Genomic DNA, 14,098 nt, shown 5'->3' on the forward strand with positions numbered 1-14,098 from the left:
CGACGCAAGCGATTCGGCGGCCTGTACAAGGCACGCCGCTCATGGCTGACCACCGGACGCCAGCCCGAACCCACCCGCCGCGACGTGCCCCTCGACGTGCTCGTCGCAGGAGCCGACGACGAGGAAGCCTGACCATGCGCCGCATCCCCACCACCGCCCCCGCCACCACCGCCAGCGCCGCACCTGCTGCCACGCCCGCGCAGACCCCCTCACCGGAGACGAGCCCCACCAGCGCCGAGACGATCATGCGCGACCCGATCACCGCGGGCGTGCTCTACACCGTGTGGTCCGGCGACCCCGCCGTCGTCGTCCCCTCGCCCCCCGGAGCCGGAAAGACGCGACTGGTCGTGCTGCTCGCCGCAGCCCTCGCCACCCGCGCAGGCCTGCGCGTTGGCGTCGCCGCGCAGACCAGGGCACAGGCCGCAGAGGTCGCCGCCCGCCTCGACCGCCTCGACGCCACCACCCGACTCGTCTGGCCCAAGAACCGCGAGGGAGCCCCCGAGCTGACCGGCAGCGCCGCCCGCGTCACCGGAGCGCAGGCACGATTCCCCCACGAAGGGGGAGGGGTCGTCGTCGCCACCACCGCCCGCTGGCTCAACTCCAACCCCGAGACCATCGGCTGCGACGTCATGATCGTTGACGAAGCATGGCAGGCCACCTACGCCGACGTCGGAGCCCTCGGAGCCTTCGCCAGCCAGTGTGTGATGGTCGGAGACCCCGGCCAGATCGACCCCGTCGTCACCGGACCCACCACCCGCTGGGCCGACTCACCCACCGCCCCGCACCTGCCCGCCCCGCAGGCACTCATGGCAGCCCACAGCGAAGCCGTCTCCGTCGTCACCCTCAAGCACACGTGGCGACTCGGCCCCCAGACCACGGCCCTGATCCAGCCCGCGTTCTACCCCGATCTGCCCTTCACGTCCAAGCGCCCCCCCGAGCACGTCACCGCCCACGGCGAGCACCTGCCGGAGGTCACCCACCACGCCACCCCCACCACCGCCGGACCCGCAGACCCCGCACTCATCAACGCCGTGGCCGACAGGGCACGCGACCTCATCGGCACCAACCTGACCACCACCGAAGGCACCCGAGCCATGACCGCCGATGACCTCGCCGTCGTCGTGCCCCACGTCGCTCAGGCCGCAGCCGTGCGCGCACGCCTCAGCGACCACCCCACCCTGCTCATCGGCACCGCCAACTCCTTGCAGGGCATGGAGCGCCCCGCAGCCGTCGCCCTGCACCCCCTCGCCGGATACCGCGACGCCACCACCTTCGGCACCGACCTCGGGCGAGCATGCGTCATGCTCTCCCGCCACCGCGCCCACCTGAGCCTCATCACCGACGCCACCACCCCCCACGTCCTCACCCACGCCGAGCAGACCCCCGCCGTCCTGACCCACCGGGCCATGCTCGACGCCGTGCTCTAGCCCTTCGCCGACGACCGGCACCCTTCGCTTGTCAACCCGTCCCCACCCGCCCGGACCGTTAGCCCGGTGGGACGGCTGCCGAGCACGACTTCGCTGCGGGGACGAGCCGTCTCGGCGAGACTGTGGCGATGAGCGCGGCCCACCCCACGATCCAGCAGATCGCCGTCGCGGCGGGGTGGGACCTGGACGACGTGCACTCGATCCGGCAGCTGCAGGCACACAACTGGAAGGACCTCGACGCTCACGACCTCGAGCTCGTCGAGACGCGCATCAACCAGGGCAGCGACGAGGCAATGGGGAGGGCCTTGGGCGTGCGCCCCTCAGCTGCCGCGGACCGCGTCGACGCGGCTGTTCTACGGGTGATCTCCCCACTGGCTCACGAGATCTTCGACTGGAGGGCCCGCCGAGAGGACGGCGAGTCGCTCGAGCTGATCGCAGCTCGTGCCGGCACCCGGGAACTCGTGGTGGGCCTGGTCCTCGACGGACTGCCGGGCCGCCCTCGCGCGGAGCTGCTCGAGCAGCAGCTGGCGGAGGCCGCCCGTCGGTGGCGAGCTGGCCACGATGCCGAGTACGTCGCCGCCGCATTGGACCGCTCATCGGAGTGGCTGCGGCGAGCCACAAGAACTGGACGGCTGCACTTGCCCCCGGAACGACTGCGCCGTGCCGATCTGGCACTGCACGCCGGCATCAGCATGAACACCCTGGCCGGTGCCTGGTCGCGACGTCGTGTCCTGCCAAGCCCAGACGGGCACGACGCCATCGGCAGCTGGTGGTGGCGCCCCACCGTCGAAAAGTGGGTTGAGAACACCCTCGTCTACGCATGCCAGCACTGCCCCGCGCGGCTGCCAGACCAAATTGGACTGCGCGTCCACACCACCAAGATCCACCGCGAGAAGGTCTGACCGGCCAGCCGCGGGCCTCGACCAACCTCGACCCAGCCCTCAACGGGCACGAGCCGATCTGCGCCTCACCTGCCCGCCGGCAGCCGGCGAAGGACTTCACGGCGCCACCCACGGAGCCCCTCAGAAGTGACGTAGCTCGGCCATAGAACGGGTGCATGTCCACGTGCAGCGCCGCAGCAGACGAGCTCGACCCCGCAGGCACGAGCGCGCCTCATCTCCCAGCGACCGACGGTGTCCCCGCCCCGCTGTGGTCCGCGGAGTGCCTGGGCTGCGGAGAGGACCTGGACAACCGAAATCGCTGCCACCCGGACGCGCCACACCTGTGCATCCCGTGCGGCGAGCAAGCCAACAGGAGGGCCTCATGATCGTCGTCGCCGAGCCCGTCACCGCACCGGAGGTCCGCTGCAGCACCTGCCGCGGGCTGATCGCCGCCGACGGGCAGGAAGTCCACGACCACCACCCCTCCTGCACCTACTGGAGCCTGCGCTGCCGCATCTGCGAGCAGCCGCTCCTCGGGACCGGTGCCCGCGCGACCCACCCAACCCGCCCCGAGCTCTGCTTCCTGTGCGGCGACGCCCTCGACGTCGACTCCCACCCCTAAGCGCCCGGCCCCTGGGCGTAGCGACCTCGACTCCCCGCCCGGGGCCGGGCATCACGTCACCAAATCCCCCCAGACCACGGAGGCCTCTACATGAGCCCCACCACCCACGGGTCGACCACCGCCGTCCAGGGGCGCGCAGGGCTCGAACTGCCAACTGCGCGTCGACAGGTCGACGACGACCCCTGGGAGCGACTCGAGAAGGCCAGAAGCGCTCGACGCATCCAGTCCCCGATCCACCTCAAGCCGCGCCCAGAGACCACCAGGCACGCACCTCAGGCAGCCTCGCGAGAGACGAGGGCACCTCGCCCGACGACACCGCGATCGCCAAGCCGCGACGCAGACGAAATGCAGCAGCAGATCAAGACCCTGGCCAGCCAAGGCAAGACGAGCACCGAGATCGCCCACCAGCTGCACATCGCCATCGGAACCGTGCGGCGCCACGCACGCCGCGCGGGCATCGTCCTGCCTCGATCGCAGGACCGGCCTGCCTGGGACATCGACACCGCCAAGAGACTCGCCTCCCAAGGGCTCCCGATCCGCGACATCGCCGCTGAGGTCGGCGTCAGCCACGACACCGTCCGCAAAGCACTCCGCACCGCCGGACTCAGCGTCGCACCCCGAACGGACGAGCGAGCGGCCGCAGTCATCGGCCTCCACACCAACGGTGAAGACCTCAGCCCGCCCCAAATCGCACAGCGACTGGGGACCACACCGGCTACCGTGCGCCGGATCCTCGACCGCCACGGCATTCCGCGATCGGATGCTCGAGCCGCCCGATCCGGCGGAGCATCGCGCATCACGCCACCGCCCGTCGAAGAGCTGACGCGTCTCTACGAGGAGCACGGCAGCGCCATCAACCTCGCTCGCCATCTCGGGATCGGCCACACCACCGTGCTGAGGATGCTCAAGGCCGCTGGGATTCCCATCAAGACCTCAGGCCAGGTGCAAAAGGGACGCCCCGGCCGTGACGGCGGCGCCCGTGACATCGCGACACAGATGACCGCGGCCGGGGCCACGGCGAAGAGCGTGCGCACCTGGGCCAGAGCCCAGGGGATGAACGTTGCAGCAGTCGGCCTCCCCTCACGGCAGATCTGGCGGGCCTACCTCGAGGCGCACCCCTCAACGCCTACGAGGCGGAGCAGCCACTGAACCGGAGTCGCCAGATCCGAGCCTCCGCGCCCGCCGCTGGCGAGCCCAGGAGGCCACGAGGCATCCACATCTGCACGGGGCCGTCGCAGCCCGCATCGACCCTGAGCCACGAACCTTTCACCCTCGGCTCGATGGAAGTAGTGACACGTGAACAGCAGCCCGCCCACCCTTGAAGCCCTGACCGAGCAGCTCACGCGGGTCGCCTCGGCCAGAGGCTGTGACCCCAAGCAGGTCACCCTCACGTCGGTATCCACCGCGTCCCTGCTCCTGGGGCTCGAGGCCGGCTACAGCCCCATGCTGGCTGCGATCGCCAACCACGACGACACAGCGGGTCTCGTGGCTCAGCAGTGGGAGTGGTGGCAGCAGAGCTTCCCCTTCCTCCGTGGGCACCTCGAGCCGATCATCGGGTGGCTCAACCACCCCAGTGCAGGCCAGCGAGAGACTCTGATCAAGCAGCTGCAGCTCCTGTCGACTATCGACCTGCCGCAGATGGCCGAGCAGCCAGCCATCGCCGGCGACCTGCTCGGGCAGGTCCTGACCCTGCTCAGCGCCCCCGGAGACCGATCCGCCCGAGGCGCGTTCTACACCCCACCGTCACTGGCCGCCGTGATCGCGCAGATGGGCGAATCCGTCGCCCCCAGCGACCGCATCCTCGACGCATGCTGCGGGGGAGGGGGCCTGGCTGTCGCCGCCGTGCGTCACCTGCGAGCCAGCGGCAAGGTCCCCGAGCTGCGCCAATGGGTCCTTCAGGACATCGACCCCTATGCCGTCGCCATCGCCGGCATCGCCATGTCGATCCACGGGATTCGCACCGTGCGCCTGACCTGCGCAGATTCCCTCGCTATCGACGACCGACAGCCTGCCGGGGCGACCGCATGAAGAACCCGATCCGCCAACGCACCCCCCTGGAGACCGGCCAAGTCGTGTACAGCATCAACGGCGTCGGTGACTTCACCCTGGGCTACAGCCCGGGCCGACACCCCGAAGACGACCCGCTCAACCTCCTCGTGATGTACGGACGTGCCGATGACACCGACATCTACCGCGGCCTGGACGAGCCTCGGCCAGCAGCGCCACATCTGTACGGCATCGACGTGATCGGCAGCTGCTGCGTCGACGTCGACGACGTCTTCACCTACCTCAGCCGGCCACCCGATCGCCGAAGCCCGTGGTGGGTGGGCGCGCTACGGCGAGGAGCTGACGGCCGAGTCGAAGACGTGCCCGACGGAACTCGTCGGCGACTCGCCAGCATCGTGGCCGCCATCGCGGAAGACTTCCTCGACGACCCCGAGGCCGACTGCCGGCTGCACGCACACCGCCGCCACCACGCGGCCACACGATCAGCCGACGCAGCAGCACGCCTCTCCGACATCGAACACGAGATCTCCACCTGGCAGATCCTGGCCACCCGCGAGCGAGCCCTGATCAGGCAGCACCGCGCGTGGGCCGGGGGGCAGGAGAGCGCGCCGCCAGCACCACCCCCGACAAAACCCCACAGGGACCGCTCCTGGCGGCCGCTGACCCATGCCGGAGCCCACCACCTGGCCCGCTCCTTCCCGGCCCCCAGGTAGTCACCAACCCTCACTCAGGAGCACCCATGAGCGCACCGCACCTCGTCGACCTGCCAGCCTTCGGCGCCAACGCCTCCACCATCGCCGACCGCCTGGGCGAGCTCACCCCCGAGCACCACCCGAGCGTCGACGACGCCCTGACGGCCCGATTCTGCGACCGACCGCAGTTCGATGTACGTGGGCTGGGCGACCACGACCTCATCGCCCAGCTCCTGGTCCGAGCCGCCATCGACAACGGGTACAGGACGCTGCGCGTGACCGTGCTCAGCTCCCTGGCCCGCGATTACGTCCCCCTGGTCGACCACCTCGAAGACCGTCTGCCGAGTGTGATCAGCCTCGAGACCAGCATCGTCGGGCTCGCCTCCCAGGACCCGGTGATCGAACTGGGTCCCAGTGCCACACCTGCGGAGTTCCGCGCTCACGTCCTGGACCTCTAGCGGCACGACGCGTTTACCGGTAAACCACCGGACCGGCCCCCGCCGGCGACTGTGCGGCGCCACCAAGGGGGTGGCGGCAATGCGTGGCGCGCCCTCGATCAACGCGGTCGGTCCCATCTCCCACGGCACCGACCGCGCGGCGGTTTGCTCAAGCAGCGTTTCGGCAGGTCAGGCGGCGTATCGAGACTCCGCGCCGCCGACGTCGACTCGTCCGAGGACTTGCTCTAGCGGCTGAGGGCCCGCCGGCCCGAAGGGGCTCGAGCACACTGCGACGGCGGGCCCGGCGAGGGGCCCTCCTCCCGAGCCTGTCGCCGGGCAATGGTGGACGACATCGCGCCCTAGAATCCCCCAATGCAGCATCGGGAGAGCGGCTTCATCGCGCAGTACGACAGTGGCACCTGTACCAACTGCCACAGCCCCATCGAGACCGGTCAGGAGATCGCTAGTTCAGGCTACGGCGGCCAGGTACCTCGCTACCACCACGCCCCCTTCTGCCCAGGCGCGCACATCACATGCAGCATCTGCGGTCAGAACTGGTACGAGTGCGACTGTCCATAGGCCTGGTTGGACCTCGCCGACCAAGGGCCCGTCGAGCACACGGCGCCCGTCCGCATCCACTCTCACTGGTAAGTCGGACTGTCAGCGCACCGGCCGCTTCCCGGGGTCATCGACCCTCCCAAACCGTCGGACGCCCTCAGGAACTTCCAGCGTCCGTCTGGCTAGGGTGATGCTGGCGCGCAAGCGACCTGCGCCACATCGCCCCGATACGTAGGGAGAGGCATTGGCCGGCGTGACTTCGAAGAACCAGCAAGGGCTCACCGCGGCTAAGAAGGCCAGGCGCGACGAGTTCTACAGTCAGTGGGTCGATGTCGAGCGCGAGATGAATGCCTACCTTGAGCACGACCCAGACGTGTTTCGTGGCAAGACTCTTCTGCTGCCCTGCGACGACCCCGAGTGGAGCAACTTCACAAAGTACTTCGCCCTACACTTCGCCGATTTCGGCCTTGCCAAGTTGATCTCTACGTCGTACGCCCCGAAGAGCAACGCCGGTGCCGCCTTCTACTCCCCGACCCTGTTCGAGACCCAGGACCCCGCCTACGACGCCAGCATGTCCATGGAGCGCGGCCGAGTCTTCACCCTGACGCCCGAGGACGTGACCGGCGACGGACGCATCGATATCGATGACCTCAAGTGGGAGTACCTCGAGGAAGACGGCGACTTCCGCAGCGCGGAGGTGACAGCCCTGCGCGATCAGGCCGACATGGTCCTGACCAACCCGCCCTTCAGCTTGTTCCGGACCTTCCTCGCGTGGCTGATTGATGGCCAGGTGCAGTTCTCAATCATCGGCCCGAAGAACGCCATTGCCTATCAGGACGTCTTCCCGCTGATCCGCGAGAATGAGCTCTGGCTCGGTCGTGGGTTCACGAAGGGGGACGCCTACTTCAGGATTCCCGACTCTGCGCGCAAGGAGTACGCAGATGGGGTCTACGACCCGGACACCAAGCTGGTCCACTTCCGCAACACTGCCTGGTTCACCAACATCGACCACGGTCAGCGTCACAAGCCGCTGCAACTCATGACCACCGCTGACAACGTCCGCTACAGCAGGCGGAAGGCCGTGCAGGGCGTCGGCTACCTCCGCTACGACAACTACGACGCCATCGAGGTGCCCTTCGTCGAGGCCATCCCCAGTGACCACGAGGGCGTGATGGGGGTCCCCATCACCTTCCTCGACAAGTTCAGTCCGGATCAGTTCGAGATCGTGGGGATCGCGAAGGCGCCCCTAGGCCAGCCGTCGAAGATCTACCCAAAGCAGATTCAGGTCAGCAAGACGGGGACGCGTAGTACTGTCAGCAAGCTCAACGACGGGCCTGCGATCAAACTCAAGTCTCCGCCCGAAGGGAAGACCTACTACGAAGTCGATGGCGAGCCGTACCTGCAGGTATATGCCCGCATCCTCATTCGCCACCGCGCGCCGGACGTTGGGGCTGAGCGATGAAGACCGTCCTCAAGCAGTACTCGGTTGCCGAGGTCACCCAGGGATTCGTCTACAACGAACTCGAGGCCAAGGGCCTGTTCGGGCTCGACGGCGAACTGGTCATCCAGCCGGAGTACCAGCGCCACTACATCTACGGAGATGGCAAGAAGGACGTAGCTGTCATCGACTCGCTCCTGAAGGGATACCCGCTGGGGTTGATCTACTTCGTCGACACGGGCGCAGCCGCCACCCCACGCCTGGAGGTACTTGACGGGCAGCAACGCATCACCAGCATCGGTCGGTTCGTCACCGGCAAGTTCGCGATCGTCCGCAACGGCAAAGAGCAGACCTTTTCGAGCCTGCCGAAGGAAGACCGCCAACTCATCGAGGGCAGCACCCTCCTCGTCTACGAGTGCACCGGCACGGAGGCCGAGATCAAGGAGTGGTTTCAGACCATCAACATCGCCGGCGTGCCGCTGAACCAGCAGGAGCTACGCAACGCGATCTACTCTGGCCCCTTCGTCACCGCAGCTAAGACTCACTTCTCCAACTCAGGAAGCGCGTTGCAACAGAAGTGGTCGCACTTCGTCAAGGGTGACCCCAAGCGGCAGCAGGTCCTCGAGGTCGCGCTGGAGTGGGTCGCTGCAGCCAAGGGCCAGTCCATCGAGGGCTACATGGCGGCCCACCGGCAGGAAGCCACCATCGCGGAGCTGCAGACCTACTTCACGACTGTGATCGACTGGATCGACGCGGTATTCATCGCCCCGCCGGACAAAGTCATGCAGGGCCTGCACTGGGGCGACCTCTATGAGCGCTTCCACCAGCGCTCCTACAAGGCTGCGCAGCTCGACGCCGATCTGCAGGACCTGCTCGACGACCCGGCGGTCAAGGACCGCAAGGGCATCTACGAGTACCTGCTCGACGGGAAGCAGAACCCGCAGCTGCTCAACGTGCGGCTGTTCGACGCGACGATCAAACGGCAGGCCTACAAGCAGCAGACACAGACGGCCACGGCCCGGGAACTCTCCAACTGCCCGCTCTGCGCCCACGGCAGCAATGCCAACAAGGCTCGCATCTACAAGTTGGATGAGATGGAAGCTGACCACGTCGCGGCATGGTCGAAGGGCGGCGACTCGACCCTGGACAACTGCGAGATGCTCTGCGTCCCGCACAACCGATCAAAGGGCAACCGGTAGTTCACCGTTCGGCTCAGCCCGAGGCTTGGCTTCGTTGTCAAGCCTCGTCACCTGCGCACTGCCGAGTGGGTCGGTCAGAAAGGTTTGTGTAACTGACTTCTCCTGATCGCTCGCCTGTGGGCGGGTCGGAAGGAGGCTCTCGTCACGGACGATGAGCGTGAGCAGGAGCTGGGTCAGGAGATCGTGCCCGGCGTGGCGGATCTGGACATGCAGACGTTGGCGGGCGCAGTTGGTCGCTGCTGCTGGTGATCCTCACCTCGCAACGATCCGTTAGCGAGGTGAGCCGGTCATAAAAGCCCTTCGCTGACAGGGATGAGCAGTAGCGTCGAAGACGTCATCCACTCGCGGGCTCGCCACCTGCTGACCCAAGGAGAACCGTCATGACCGCAGTTACCACCACCATGTCTGTGCAGACTCGAGGGGGCGACCTCCTCGAGGCGCTCGCCCCCCTTCGCCCTGTGCTCTCGACCGCCAAGCACGCGCCCGCCCCGCTGCGGAGCGTGCTGCTGTCCGTGGAAACCGACGGAGCCACCAGCCTGTCCTGCTCGACCGGGGAGGTCAGCATGCAGGTCGGCCTGCCCTCCAGCCAGACGAGCACCGCCGCAGGGCAGGCGTGGATTGACCACACCGCGCTGCGCAAGGCCGCGACGGCGCTCGCTGCTCGCCGCGGAGCCGGTGCTCAGGTCGACCTGTCACTGACCGTCACGGCCGACGAAGCGCGCCTGAGCGACGGCACGCGAGTCATGTACATCGACGTCCTCGACGACGTCCACCTGCCCCCGACGATGGCCCCGGCTGCGGTGACGTGGGTCGCTGACCGCGCCGAGCTGGCCGAGCGCGTTGCCGCCGTGGCCAGCGCCGCGGCCACCCCCGACTGCAACGTGCCGATCATCACCGCCATGCGTCTCGCCACCGACGGTGTGGTCGCCACCGACAAGTACAGGCTGACGAAGGCGCCCCTGCCCGGCACCGGCGACCTCGAGCCCGCGCAGCCCCCCGCGCACGTGTTCGCAAAGGTCATCAAGACGCTGACCGGCGACACCGTCAGCCTCGGCGTCGACGCCGACCGGCTCACCATCTCCACCGACACGGTCACGGCCACCCTGCGCGGCCTCCAGGGCGACTACCCCCGCGGTGTCACCTCGATCGGCGAGTTTGACGACGCGACCACCGTCAGGGTCGACCGCACCGGGCTGCTCGACCTGATCAAGCCCCACCAGAACGTGCGCGCCGCCAAGGTCACTCTTGCCACCATCGGCCAGACGATCGACGTCACCGTCGACGACGGCGGCAGGGCCCTTGTCACCGCCCAGGTGCCCGCCTGCACGCCGCCGGAGAAGATCGAGCCCGTCACCTTGAACGCGGCCTACCTCGCCGACGCCCTGCGCGCAGTCGGTGGCGCCGAGGTCAGCATCCACGTCCAGTCCACCCTGCGCCCGGTCAAGGTCGCCGGCGACGGCGACATCACCGCCGTCGTCCAGCCCATCCGCGTCGCGAAGTAGCGCCCCAGCAGAGTGCGGGGTGAAGCCGGTTGCGGCTCGCCCCGCACTCTCTCCTGGCCAACGAACCGTTAGCCAGGAGAGCCGGTCTTTAGCTGCTGCGACTGTCGGGGGAGGGCGCTAGCGTCGAAGACGTCAACCACTGACCGCGGACCAGCCACCCGCACCCACACGAGGAGACTTCTCATGAGCAACCCCACCGGCCTGACGATCGACGTAGACGGCACCGCTGACTGGACGACGTGGCAGGAGGGCGACTCCCTCCCCATCCTGCAGAAGCACGCAGGGGGAGTCATCGACGTGGTGTCACTGACCGATGACGTGGACATGTGGCTCAACGACTCGGGCGTGTTCGAGTACGGCATCAACCACACCGCCACTCGTCTGGCTCGGATGCACGGCAAGACGCATCAGCCCTACTTCGGCCCCGTGATCATCACCGGACAGCGCGAGGGGGAGACCCTCGGCCTGTCGGCCAAGGCGATCCAGTGGCTGCGCGCGTGGCTCGACCAGCGCTGCACCGCCCTCCACGACCACAGCGGCCAGAGCGTCCACTGCGGCGCCGACTTCAACCACCCCGGCCCCACCCACCAGACCGTCCTCGACGGCCACCGCGTCATCTGGCAGGGCCCGGCCCACCCCACGCTTGCCCCGCTGACCGGAGCCGCGGCCTGACCTCCACCGCAAAGGGCCCCAGACCGTGACCGAGGTTCCTCCCGCGCAGCAGCAGCCGCGCGGGAGGAACCTCGACGTGCCCCACCCCGGCCACAGGCCGACCGTTAGCCGGGTGGGTCTGTTTTTCAGGCAAGCGCTGTCGCATCCGGCGGCTAGCGTCGAAGACGTCAACCACTGACCCGCGGGACAGCCACCCCGCACCTCGACGCAAGGGAGCACATGCCATGTCGAATCTGATGAACGAGGAGGGCCCCACGTGGGTGAAGCCCTGCCAGTCCTGCGGAAGGGAGGTCGCGCGCTGGCGTGGTCAGGGCGACGTGTCCTGCGAGTGCGGCGCTTGGTACAACGCCGGCGGCCAGCGGCTGCGTGACGACTGGATGGGCAACGCTGCGTGGCGCGACGACGAGGTCGATGACCTCGAGGGCTTCGAGCGGCAGCAGATCGCAAGGGAAGGCGGCCGGTGATGGGAGACCGGTTCACCGAGGGCTATCGAGCGGCTCGCCGGCACTACGGCACCGGCGCCAGCGCAGCGCTGGCTGATGTCCGGGCGGCCGTGTTGGAAGTGCGGAGCGAGCACCCCAGCGGGCCGGCGTTCTACACCGAGCTGCTCGACCAGGTCGAGCAGCGCACCAGGGACTGGGCGCACCATGACGGGAGCAGCCAGGAAGAGGAGAGGCCCCGATGAGCACGGACGAAGACCTGGAGGTGCTGCGGCACCAACTGGCCGCGGGGCAGGCCTCGGACGGTCAGCACACGCACGCCGAGCTGTACGAGTTCCGGGCGCTCTTCCACGCCCACGCCGTCCGCGCATGGCTCGCCGAGGGGATCCCCGTCGTCAAGTCTTGGCGTCACCACGACGGCGCTGAGTGCTTCGGGGGCGCATTCTTCATCGTGGTCGCGCAGTTGCCGTCCGGGCAGGTCAGCAATCACTACCCGAGCCACGCCTGGAGCCTGTTCGATGTCCCGGTCGCCGAGCTGGCTCCCGTGCACGACGGGCACACCTCGAGTGAGGTTCTCGAGCGACTGCGCGCAGACCTAGCGCGAGGAGCGGGCCGATGAAGAGGCGCATGAATCAGTACCGCGTGACAGCGGATCACCCCTTCGACGTCGACCCCGAGGCCTTGTGGGTTGAGAGGCGGCTGCACCCGGTGTTCGCCGTCACGGTCCTTGGTGGGTACGCCGCGGTAGCGGTGGCCCTGTACTTCGCGACCGCGACCTTGGCCCCCACCTTCAGCAGCGCGGTCACCGCTGCTCTCCTGATGGGTTTCATCGTCGCGCTGTGGCACAGCCTGGGAGGGTGGACGTTGGTGCTCCACTGCGACGAGCAGGGCATCGCCGCCGCGGTGCTCGATGTTCCGCCAGCTCCGGGCGAGAGGCTCCCATGGCGATACGTTCCGGCAGCCAAAGTGCCCGAGGTCGAGGCGGCCATCGAGAGGGGCAAGGAGCGGGCTGCGCAGTGGCGCGCCGAGGATCAGCGACTGCACGAAGAGCGCGTCGCACGCCAAGAAGACCGCGTCGACGAAGTGCTGCGCCGCAAGCTCGACCAGTGACCGACGTCTGGCGCTCTAGCAGGGTGCAGGGCCGACCAAGGCCACACTCTCGACCTCAGCCAGTCACGCCCGCCCCGTAAGCGCCGCGACGAGCTCGTCGAGCAGGCTGTCCCAAGTCATGAGGACCCAGTCCTGGATCAGGCTGGCATGAGGCGTGCTCATCCGGGGCCACTGACGCAGCGCATGCGCCAGGACCTGCGCCCGTCGGGTCACGTCGTCCTGTGTGGGCCCAAGGTAGAAGCGGTCGACTGACCGGGTGCCGAGTTCGAGAATGACGTGGTGCTGCTCGTCGTCGGTGACGGCGACTCCGACCATGGTCAGCCCCGGCAGCCAGGGGCAGCGCTGCGGATCCTCGAGGAGCATCTCGCGTGCTGGCACGTGGAAGTGACGGCGCACTGCCTCTGAGTTCTTCATCTGTCGACCTCCGTGCTTCCGTCCGTCTGGTGTTCCCCCATCTCATCGCGGTGTGACGTCAGGGGCGAGCGGAACCACTGATAAGCCCCCTTATCAGTGGTGCCGCTGCTGGTCAGTCGTCGCGCTGCTGGGCCTCGAGGGCTGCGAAGGCGTCAGTGAGGCTGATCTTGGGGTTGGACGCGCGTGCAGGGCGGAGAGGTCCTCGAAATGATGCGGCTTGTCGATGATCTCCTTCGCGAGCTCGACGTCGTGGTCCTCCAGAACCCACACCAGCAGAGCGGCGAGAGGCTCGGAGATCTCGAGGGCGGGGGTGGCAGGTGCCATGGGGGTGGATCCCTTTCGTCGTGCCGGGTCTGCGTGCTCAAACCGGGCGGTGTCCCATCACTGTGGCTATCGGGCGGGCTTCGAGCCAGGAACGTCACTGACAAGGTGGCTTGTCAGTGACTCACCGGGCCAACGGATCCGTTAGCCCGGTGAGTCGGTGGAGCTAGGCGTCGGTCGTCGGGAGAGGGCGCTAGCGTCGAAGACGTCATCCACTCGCGGGCTCGCCACCCGCACGACACAAGGAGATCCGTCATGACGACGACCATCGACAACAACGCCCGCGCCGACATGAGCGTGGAGACCAGCACCCCGTCGACGAGCACCGGCACGATCCCGCGCCGTGGGCAGTTCGCTGCCCTGTTCCGTGGAGGGATC

General features: G+C 68.0%; 16 protein-coding genes. 14 read left to right on the forward strand and 2 right to left on the reverse strand.

What is annotated here, in order from left to right; genetic code table 11:
• Nucleotides 1-134: 134 nt before the first annotated feature.
• The 14 genes from ABC138_RS16560 (at nucleotide 135) to ABC138_RS16625 (ending at nucleotide 12,985) form a co-directional block, all read left to right on the forward strand.
• The gene (locus ABC138_RS16560; RefSeq protein WP_345914363.1) at nucleotides 135-1,427 is read left to right on the forward strand and encodes an AAA family ATPase; all 1,293 of its coding nucleotides are present in this window, start codon (nucleotides 135-137) and stop codon (nucleotides 1,425-1,427) included.
• A gap of 128 nt (nucleotides 1,428-1,555) precedes the next feature.
• Nucleotides 1,556-2,329 carry a hypothetical protein gene (locus ABC138_RS16565; RefSeq protein ID WP_345914364.1) on the forward strand — a complete coding sequence of 258 codons (774 nt, stop codon included), beginning with the start codon at nucleotides 1,556-1,558 and terminating at the stop codon, nucleotides 2,327-2,329.
• A 361-nt stretch (nucleotides 2,330-2,690) separates the two neighbouring features.
• Complete coding sequence (locus tag ABC138_RS16570) at nucleotides 2,691-2,930, forward strand: hypothetical protein (RefSeq protein WP_345914365.1); 240 nt, start codon at nucleotides 2,691-2,693, stop codon at nucleotides 2,928-2,930.
• Nucleotides 2,931-3,275: 345 nt separating this feature from the next.
• Complete coding sequence (locus ABC138_RS16575; protein WP_345914366.1) at nucleotides 3,276-4,079, forward strand: helix-turn-helix domain-containing protein; 804 nt, start codon at nucleotides 3,276-3,278, stop codon at nucleotides 4,077-4,079.
• 147 nt (nucleotides 4,080-4,226) lie between these two features.
• Nucleotides 4,227-4,958 (forward strand): N-6 DNA methylase, encoded by a 732-nt coding sequence (locus ABC138_RS16580; protein WP_345914367.1) that lies wholly within the window; start codon nucleotides 4,227-4,229, stop codon nucleotides 4,956-4,958.
• Complete coding sequence (locus tag ABC138_RS16585; RefSeq protein ID WP_345914368.1) at nucleotides 4,955-5,650, forward strand: hypothetical protein; 696 nt, start codon at nucleotides 4,955-4,957, stop codon at nucleotides 5,648-5,650. The genes ABC138_RS16580 and ABC138_RS16585 overlap by 4 nt, the downstream gene beginning before the upstream one ends.
• A gap of 26 nt (nucleotides 5,651-5,676) precedes the next feature.
• On the forward strand, nucleotides 5,677-6,087 hold the full coding sequence (locus tag ABC138_RS16590; protein WP_345914369.1) for a hypothetical protein: 411 nt from the start codon (nucleotides 5,677-5,679) through the stop codon (nucleotides 6,085-6,087).
• Nucleotides 6,088-6,877: 790 nt separating this feature from the next.
• The gene (locus ABC138_RS16595) at nucleotides 6,878-8,086 is read left to right on the forward strand and encodes an adenine-specific methyltransferase EcoRI family protein (RefSeq protein WP_345914370.1); all 1,209 of its coding nucleotides are present in this window, start codon (nucleotides 6,878-6,880) and stop codon (nucleotides 8,084-8,086) included.
• Nucleotides 8,083-9,261 (forward strand): DUF262 domain-containing protein, encoded by a 1,179-nt coding sequence (locus ABC138_RS16600; protein WP_345914371.1) that lies wholly within the window; start codon nucleotides 8,083-8,085, stop codon nucleotides 9,259-9,261. The genes ABC138_RS16595 and ABC138_RS16600 overlap by 4 nt, the downstream gene beginning before the upstream one ends.
• 380 nt (nucleotides 9,262-9,641) lie before the next feature.
• Nucleotides 9,642-10,763: a hypothetical protein gene (locus ABC138_RS16605; RefSeq protein WP_345914372.1), complete on the forward strand. Its 1,122-nt coding sequence runs from the start codon at nucleotides 9,642-9,644 to the stop codon at nucleotides 10,761-10,763.
• A 183-nt stretch (nucleotides 10,764-10,946) separates the two neighbouring features.
• A complete protein-coding gene (locus tag ABC138_RS16610) occupies nucleotides 10,947-11,435 on the forward strand; it encodes a DUF3846 domain-containing protein (protein ID WP_032491548.1) in 489 nt (162 codons plus the stop codon).
• A 224-nt stretch (nucleotides 11,436-11,659) separates the two neighbouring features.
• Nucleotides 11,660-11,899 (forward strand): hypothetical protein, encoded by a 240-nt coding sequence (locus ABC138_RS16615; protein WP_032491549.1) that lies wholly within the window; start codon nucleotides 11,660-11,662, stop codon nucleotides 11,897-11,899.
• A 217-nt stretch (nucleotides 11,900-12,116) separates the two neighbouring features.
• On the forward strand, nucleotides 12,117-12,494 hold the full coding sequence (locus ABC138_RS16620) for a hypothetical protein (RefSeq protein ID WP_032491551.1): 378 nt from the start codon (nucleotides 12,117-12,119) through the stop codon (nucleotides 12,492-12,494).
• Nucleotides 12,495-12,502: 8 nt separating this feature from the next.
• Nucleotides 12,503-12,985, forward strand: coding sequence for a hypothetical protein (locus ABC138_RS16625; protein WP_345914373.1), 483 nt, complete (start codon nucleotides 12,503-12,505; stop codon nucleotides 12,983-12,985).
• A gap of 63 nt (nucleotides 12,986-13,048) precedes the next feature.
• Here the strand turns inward: ABC138_RS16625 and ABC138_RS16630 are convergent, their stop codons facing one another.
• Together ABC138_RS16630 and ABC138_RS16635 are read right to left on the reverse strand one after the other, a co-directional pair.
• Nucleotides 13,049-13,399 (reverse strand): hypothetical protein, encoded by a 351-nt coding sequence (locus tag ABC138_RS16630; protein ID WP_032491553.1) that lies wholly within the window; start codon nucleotides 13,397-13,399, stop codon nucleotides 13,049-13,051.
• Between the two features lie 93 nt (nucleotides 13,400-13,492).
• The gene (locus ABC138_RS16635) at nucleotides 13,493-13,723 is read right to left on the reverse strand and encodes a hypothetical protein (protein ID WP_345914374.1); all 231 of its coding nucleotides are present in this window, start codon (nucleotides 13,721-13,723) and stop codon (nucleotides 13,493-13,495) included.
• Nucleotides 13,724-14,098 lie beyond the last annotated feature (375 nt).

Source organism: Janibacter sp. LM (genome assembly GCF_039631275.1).
In the GTDB taxonomy this organism is placed as follows: Bacteria; Actinomycetota; Actinomycetes; order Actinomycetales; family Dermatophilaceae; genus Janibacter; species Janibacter terrae.

What these genes read in the sequence shown, in the direction of transcription:
- ABC138_RS16560 (WP_345914363.1), top strand. Translation starts at nt 135, where the DNA reads ATGCGCCGCATCCCCACCACCGCCCCCGCCACCACCGCCAGCGCCGCA.
- ABC138_RS16565 (WP_345914364.1), top strand. Translation starts at nt 1,556, where the DNA reads ATGAGCGCGGCCCACCCCACGATCCAGCAGATCGCCGTCGCGGCGGGG.
- ABC138_RS16570 (WP_345914365.1), top strand. Translation starts at nt 2,691, where the DNA reads ATGATCGTCGTCGCCGAGCCCGTCACCGCACCGGAGGTCCGCTGCAGC.
- ABC138_RS16575 (WP_345914366.1), top strand. Translation starts at nt 3,276, where the DNA reads ATGCAGCAGCAGATCAAGACCCTGGCCAGCCAAGGCAAGACGAGCACC.
- ABC138_RS16585 (WP_345914368.1), top strand. Translation starts at nt 4,955, where the DNA reads ATGAAGAACCCGATCCGCCAACGCACCCCCCTGGAGACCGGCCAAGTC.
- ABC138_RS16590 (WP_345914369.1), top strand. Translation starts at nt 5,677, where the DNA reads ATGAGCGCACCGCACCTCGTCGACCTGCCAGCCTTCGGCGCCAACGCC.
- ABC138_RS16600 (WP_345914371.1), top strand. Translation starts at nt 8,083, where the DNA reads ATGAAGACCGTCCTCAAGCAGTACTCGGTTGCCGAGGTCACCCAGGGA.
- ABC138_RS16605 (WP_345914372.1), top strand. Translation starts at nt 9,642, where the DNA reads ATGACCGCAGTTACCACCACCATGTCTGTGCAGACTCGAGGGGGCGAC.
- ABC138_RS16610 (WP_032491548.1), top strand. Translation starts at nt 10,947, where the DNA reads ATGAGCAACCCCACCGGCCTGACGATCGACGTAGACGGCACCGCTGAC.
- ABC138_RS16615 (WP_032491549.1), top strand. Translation starts at nt 11,660, where the DNA reads ATGTCGAATCTGATGAACGAGGAGGGCCCCACGTGGGTGAAGCCCTGC.
- ABC138_RS16620 (WP_032491551.1), top strand. Translation starts at nt 12,117, where the DNA reads ATGAGCACGGACGAAGACCTGGAGGTGCTGCGGCACCAACTGGCCGCG.
- ABC138_RS16625 (WP_345914373.1), top strand. Translation starts at nt 12,503, where the DNA reads ATGAATCAGTACCGCGTGACAGCGGATCACCCCTTCGACGTCGACCCC.
- ABC138_RS16630 (WP_032491553.1), bottom strand. Translation starts at nt 13,399, where the DNA reads ATGAAGAACTCAGAGGCAGTGCGCCGTCACTTCCACGTGCCAGCACGC.
- ABC138_RS16635 (WP_345914374.1), bottom strand. Translation starts at nt 13,723, where the DNA reads ATGGCACCTGCCACCCCCGCCCTCGAGATCTCCGAGCCTCTCGCCGCT.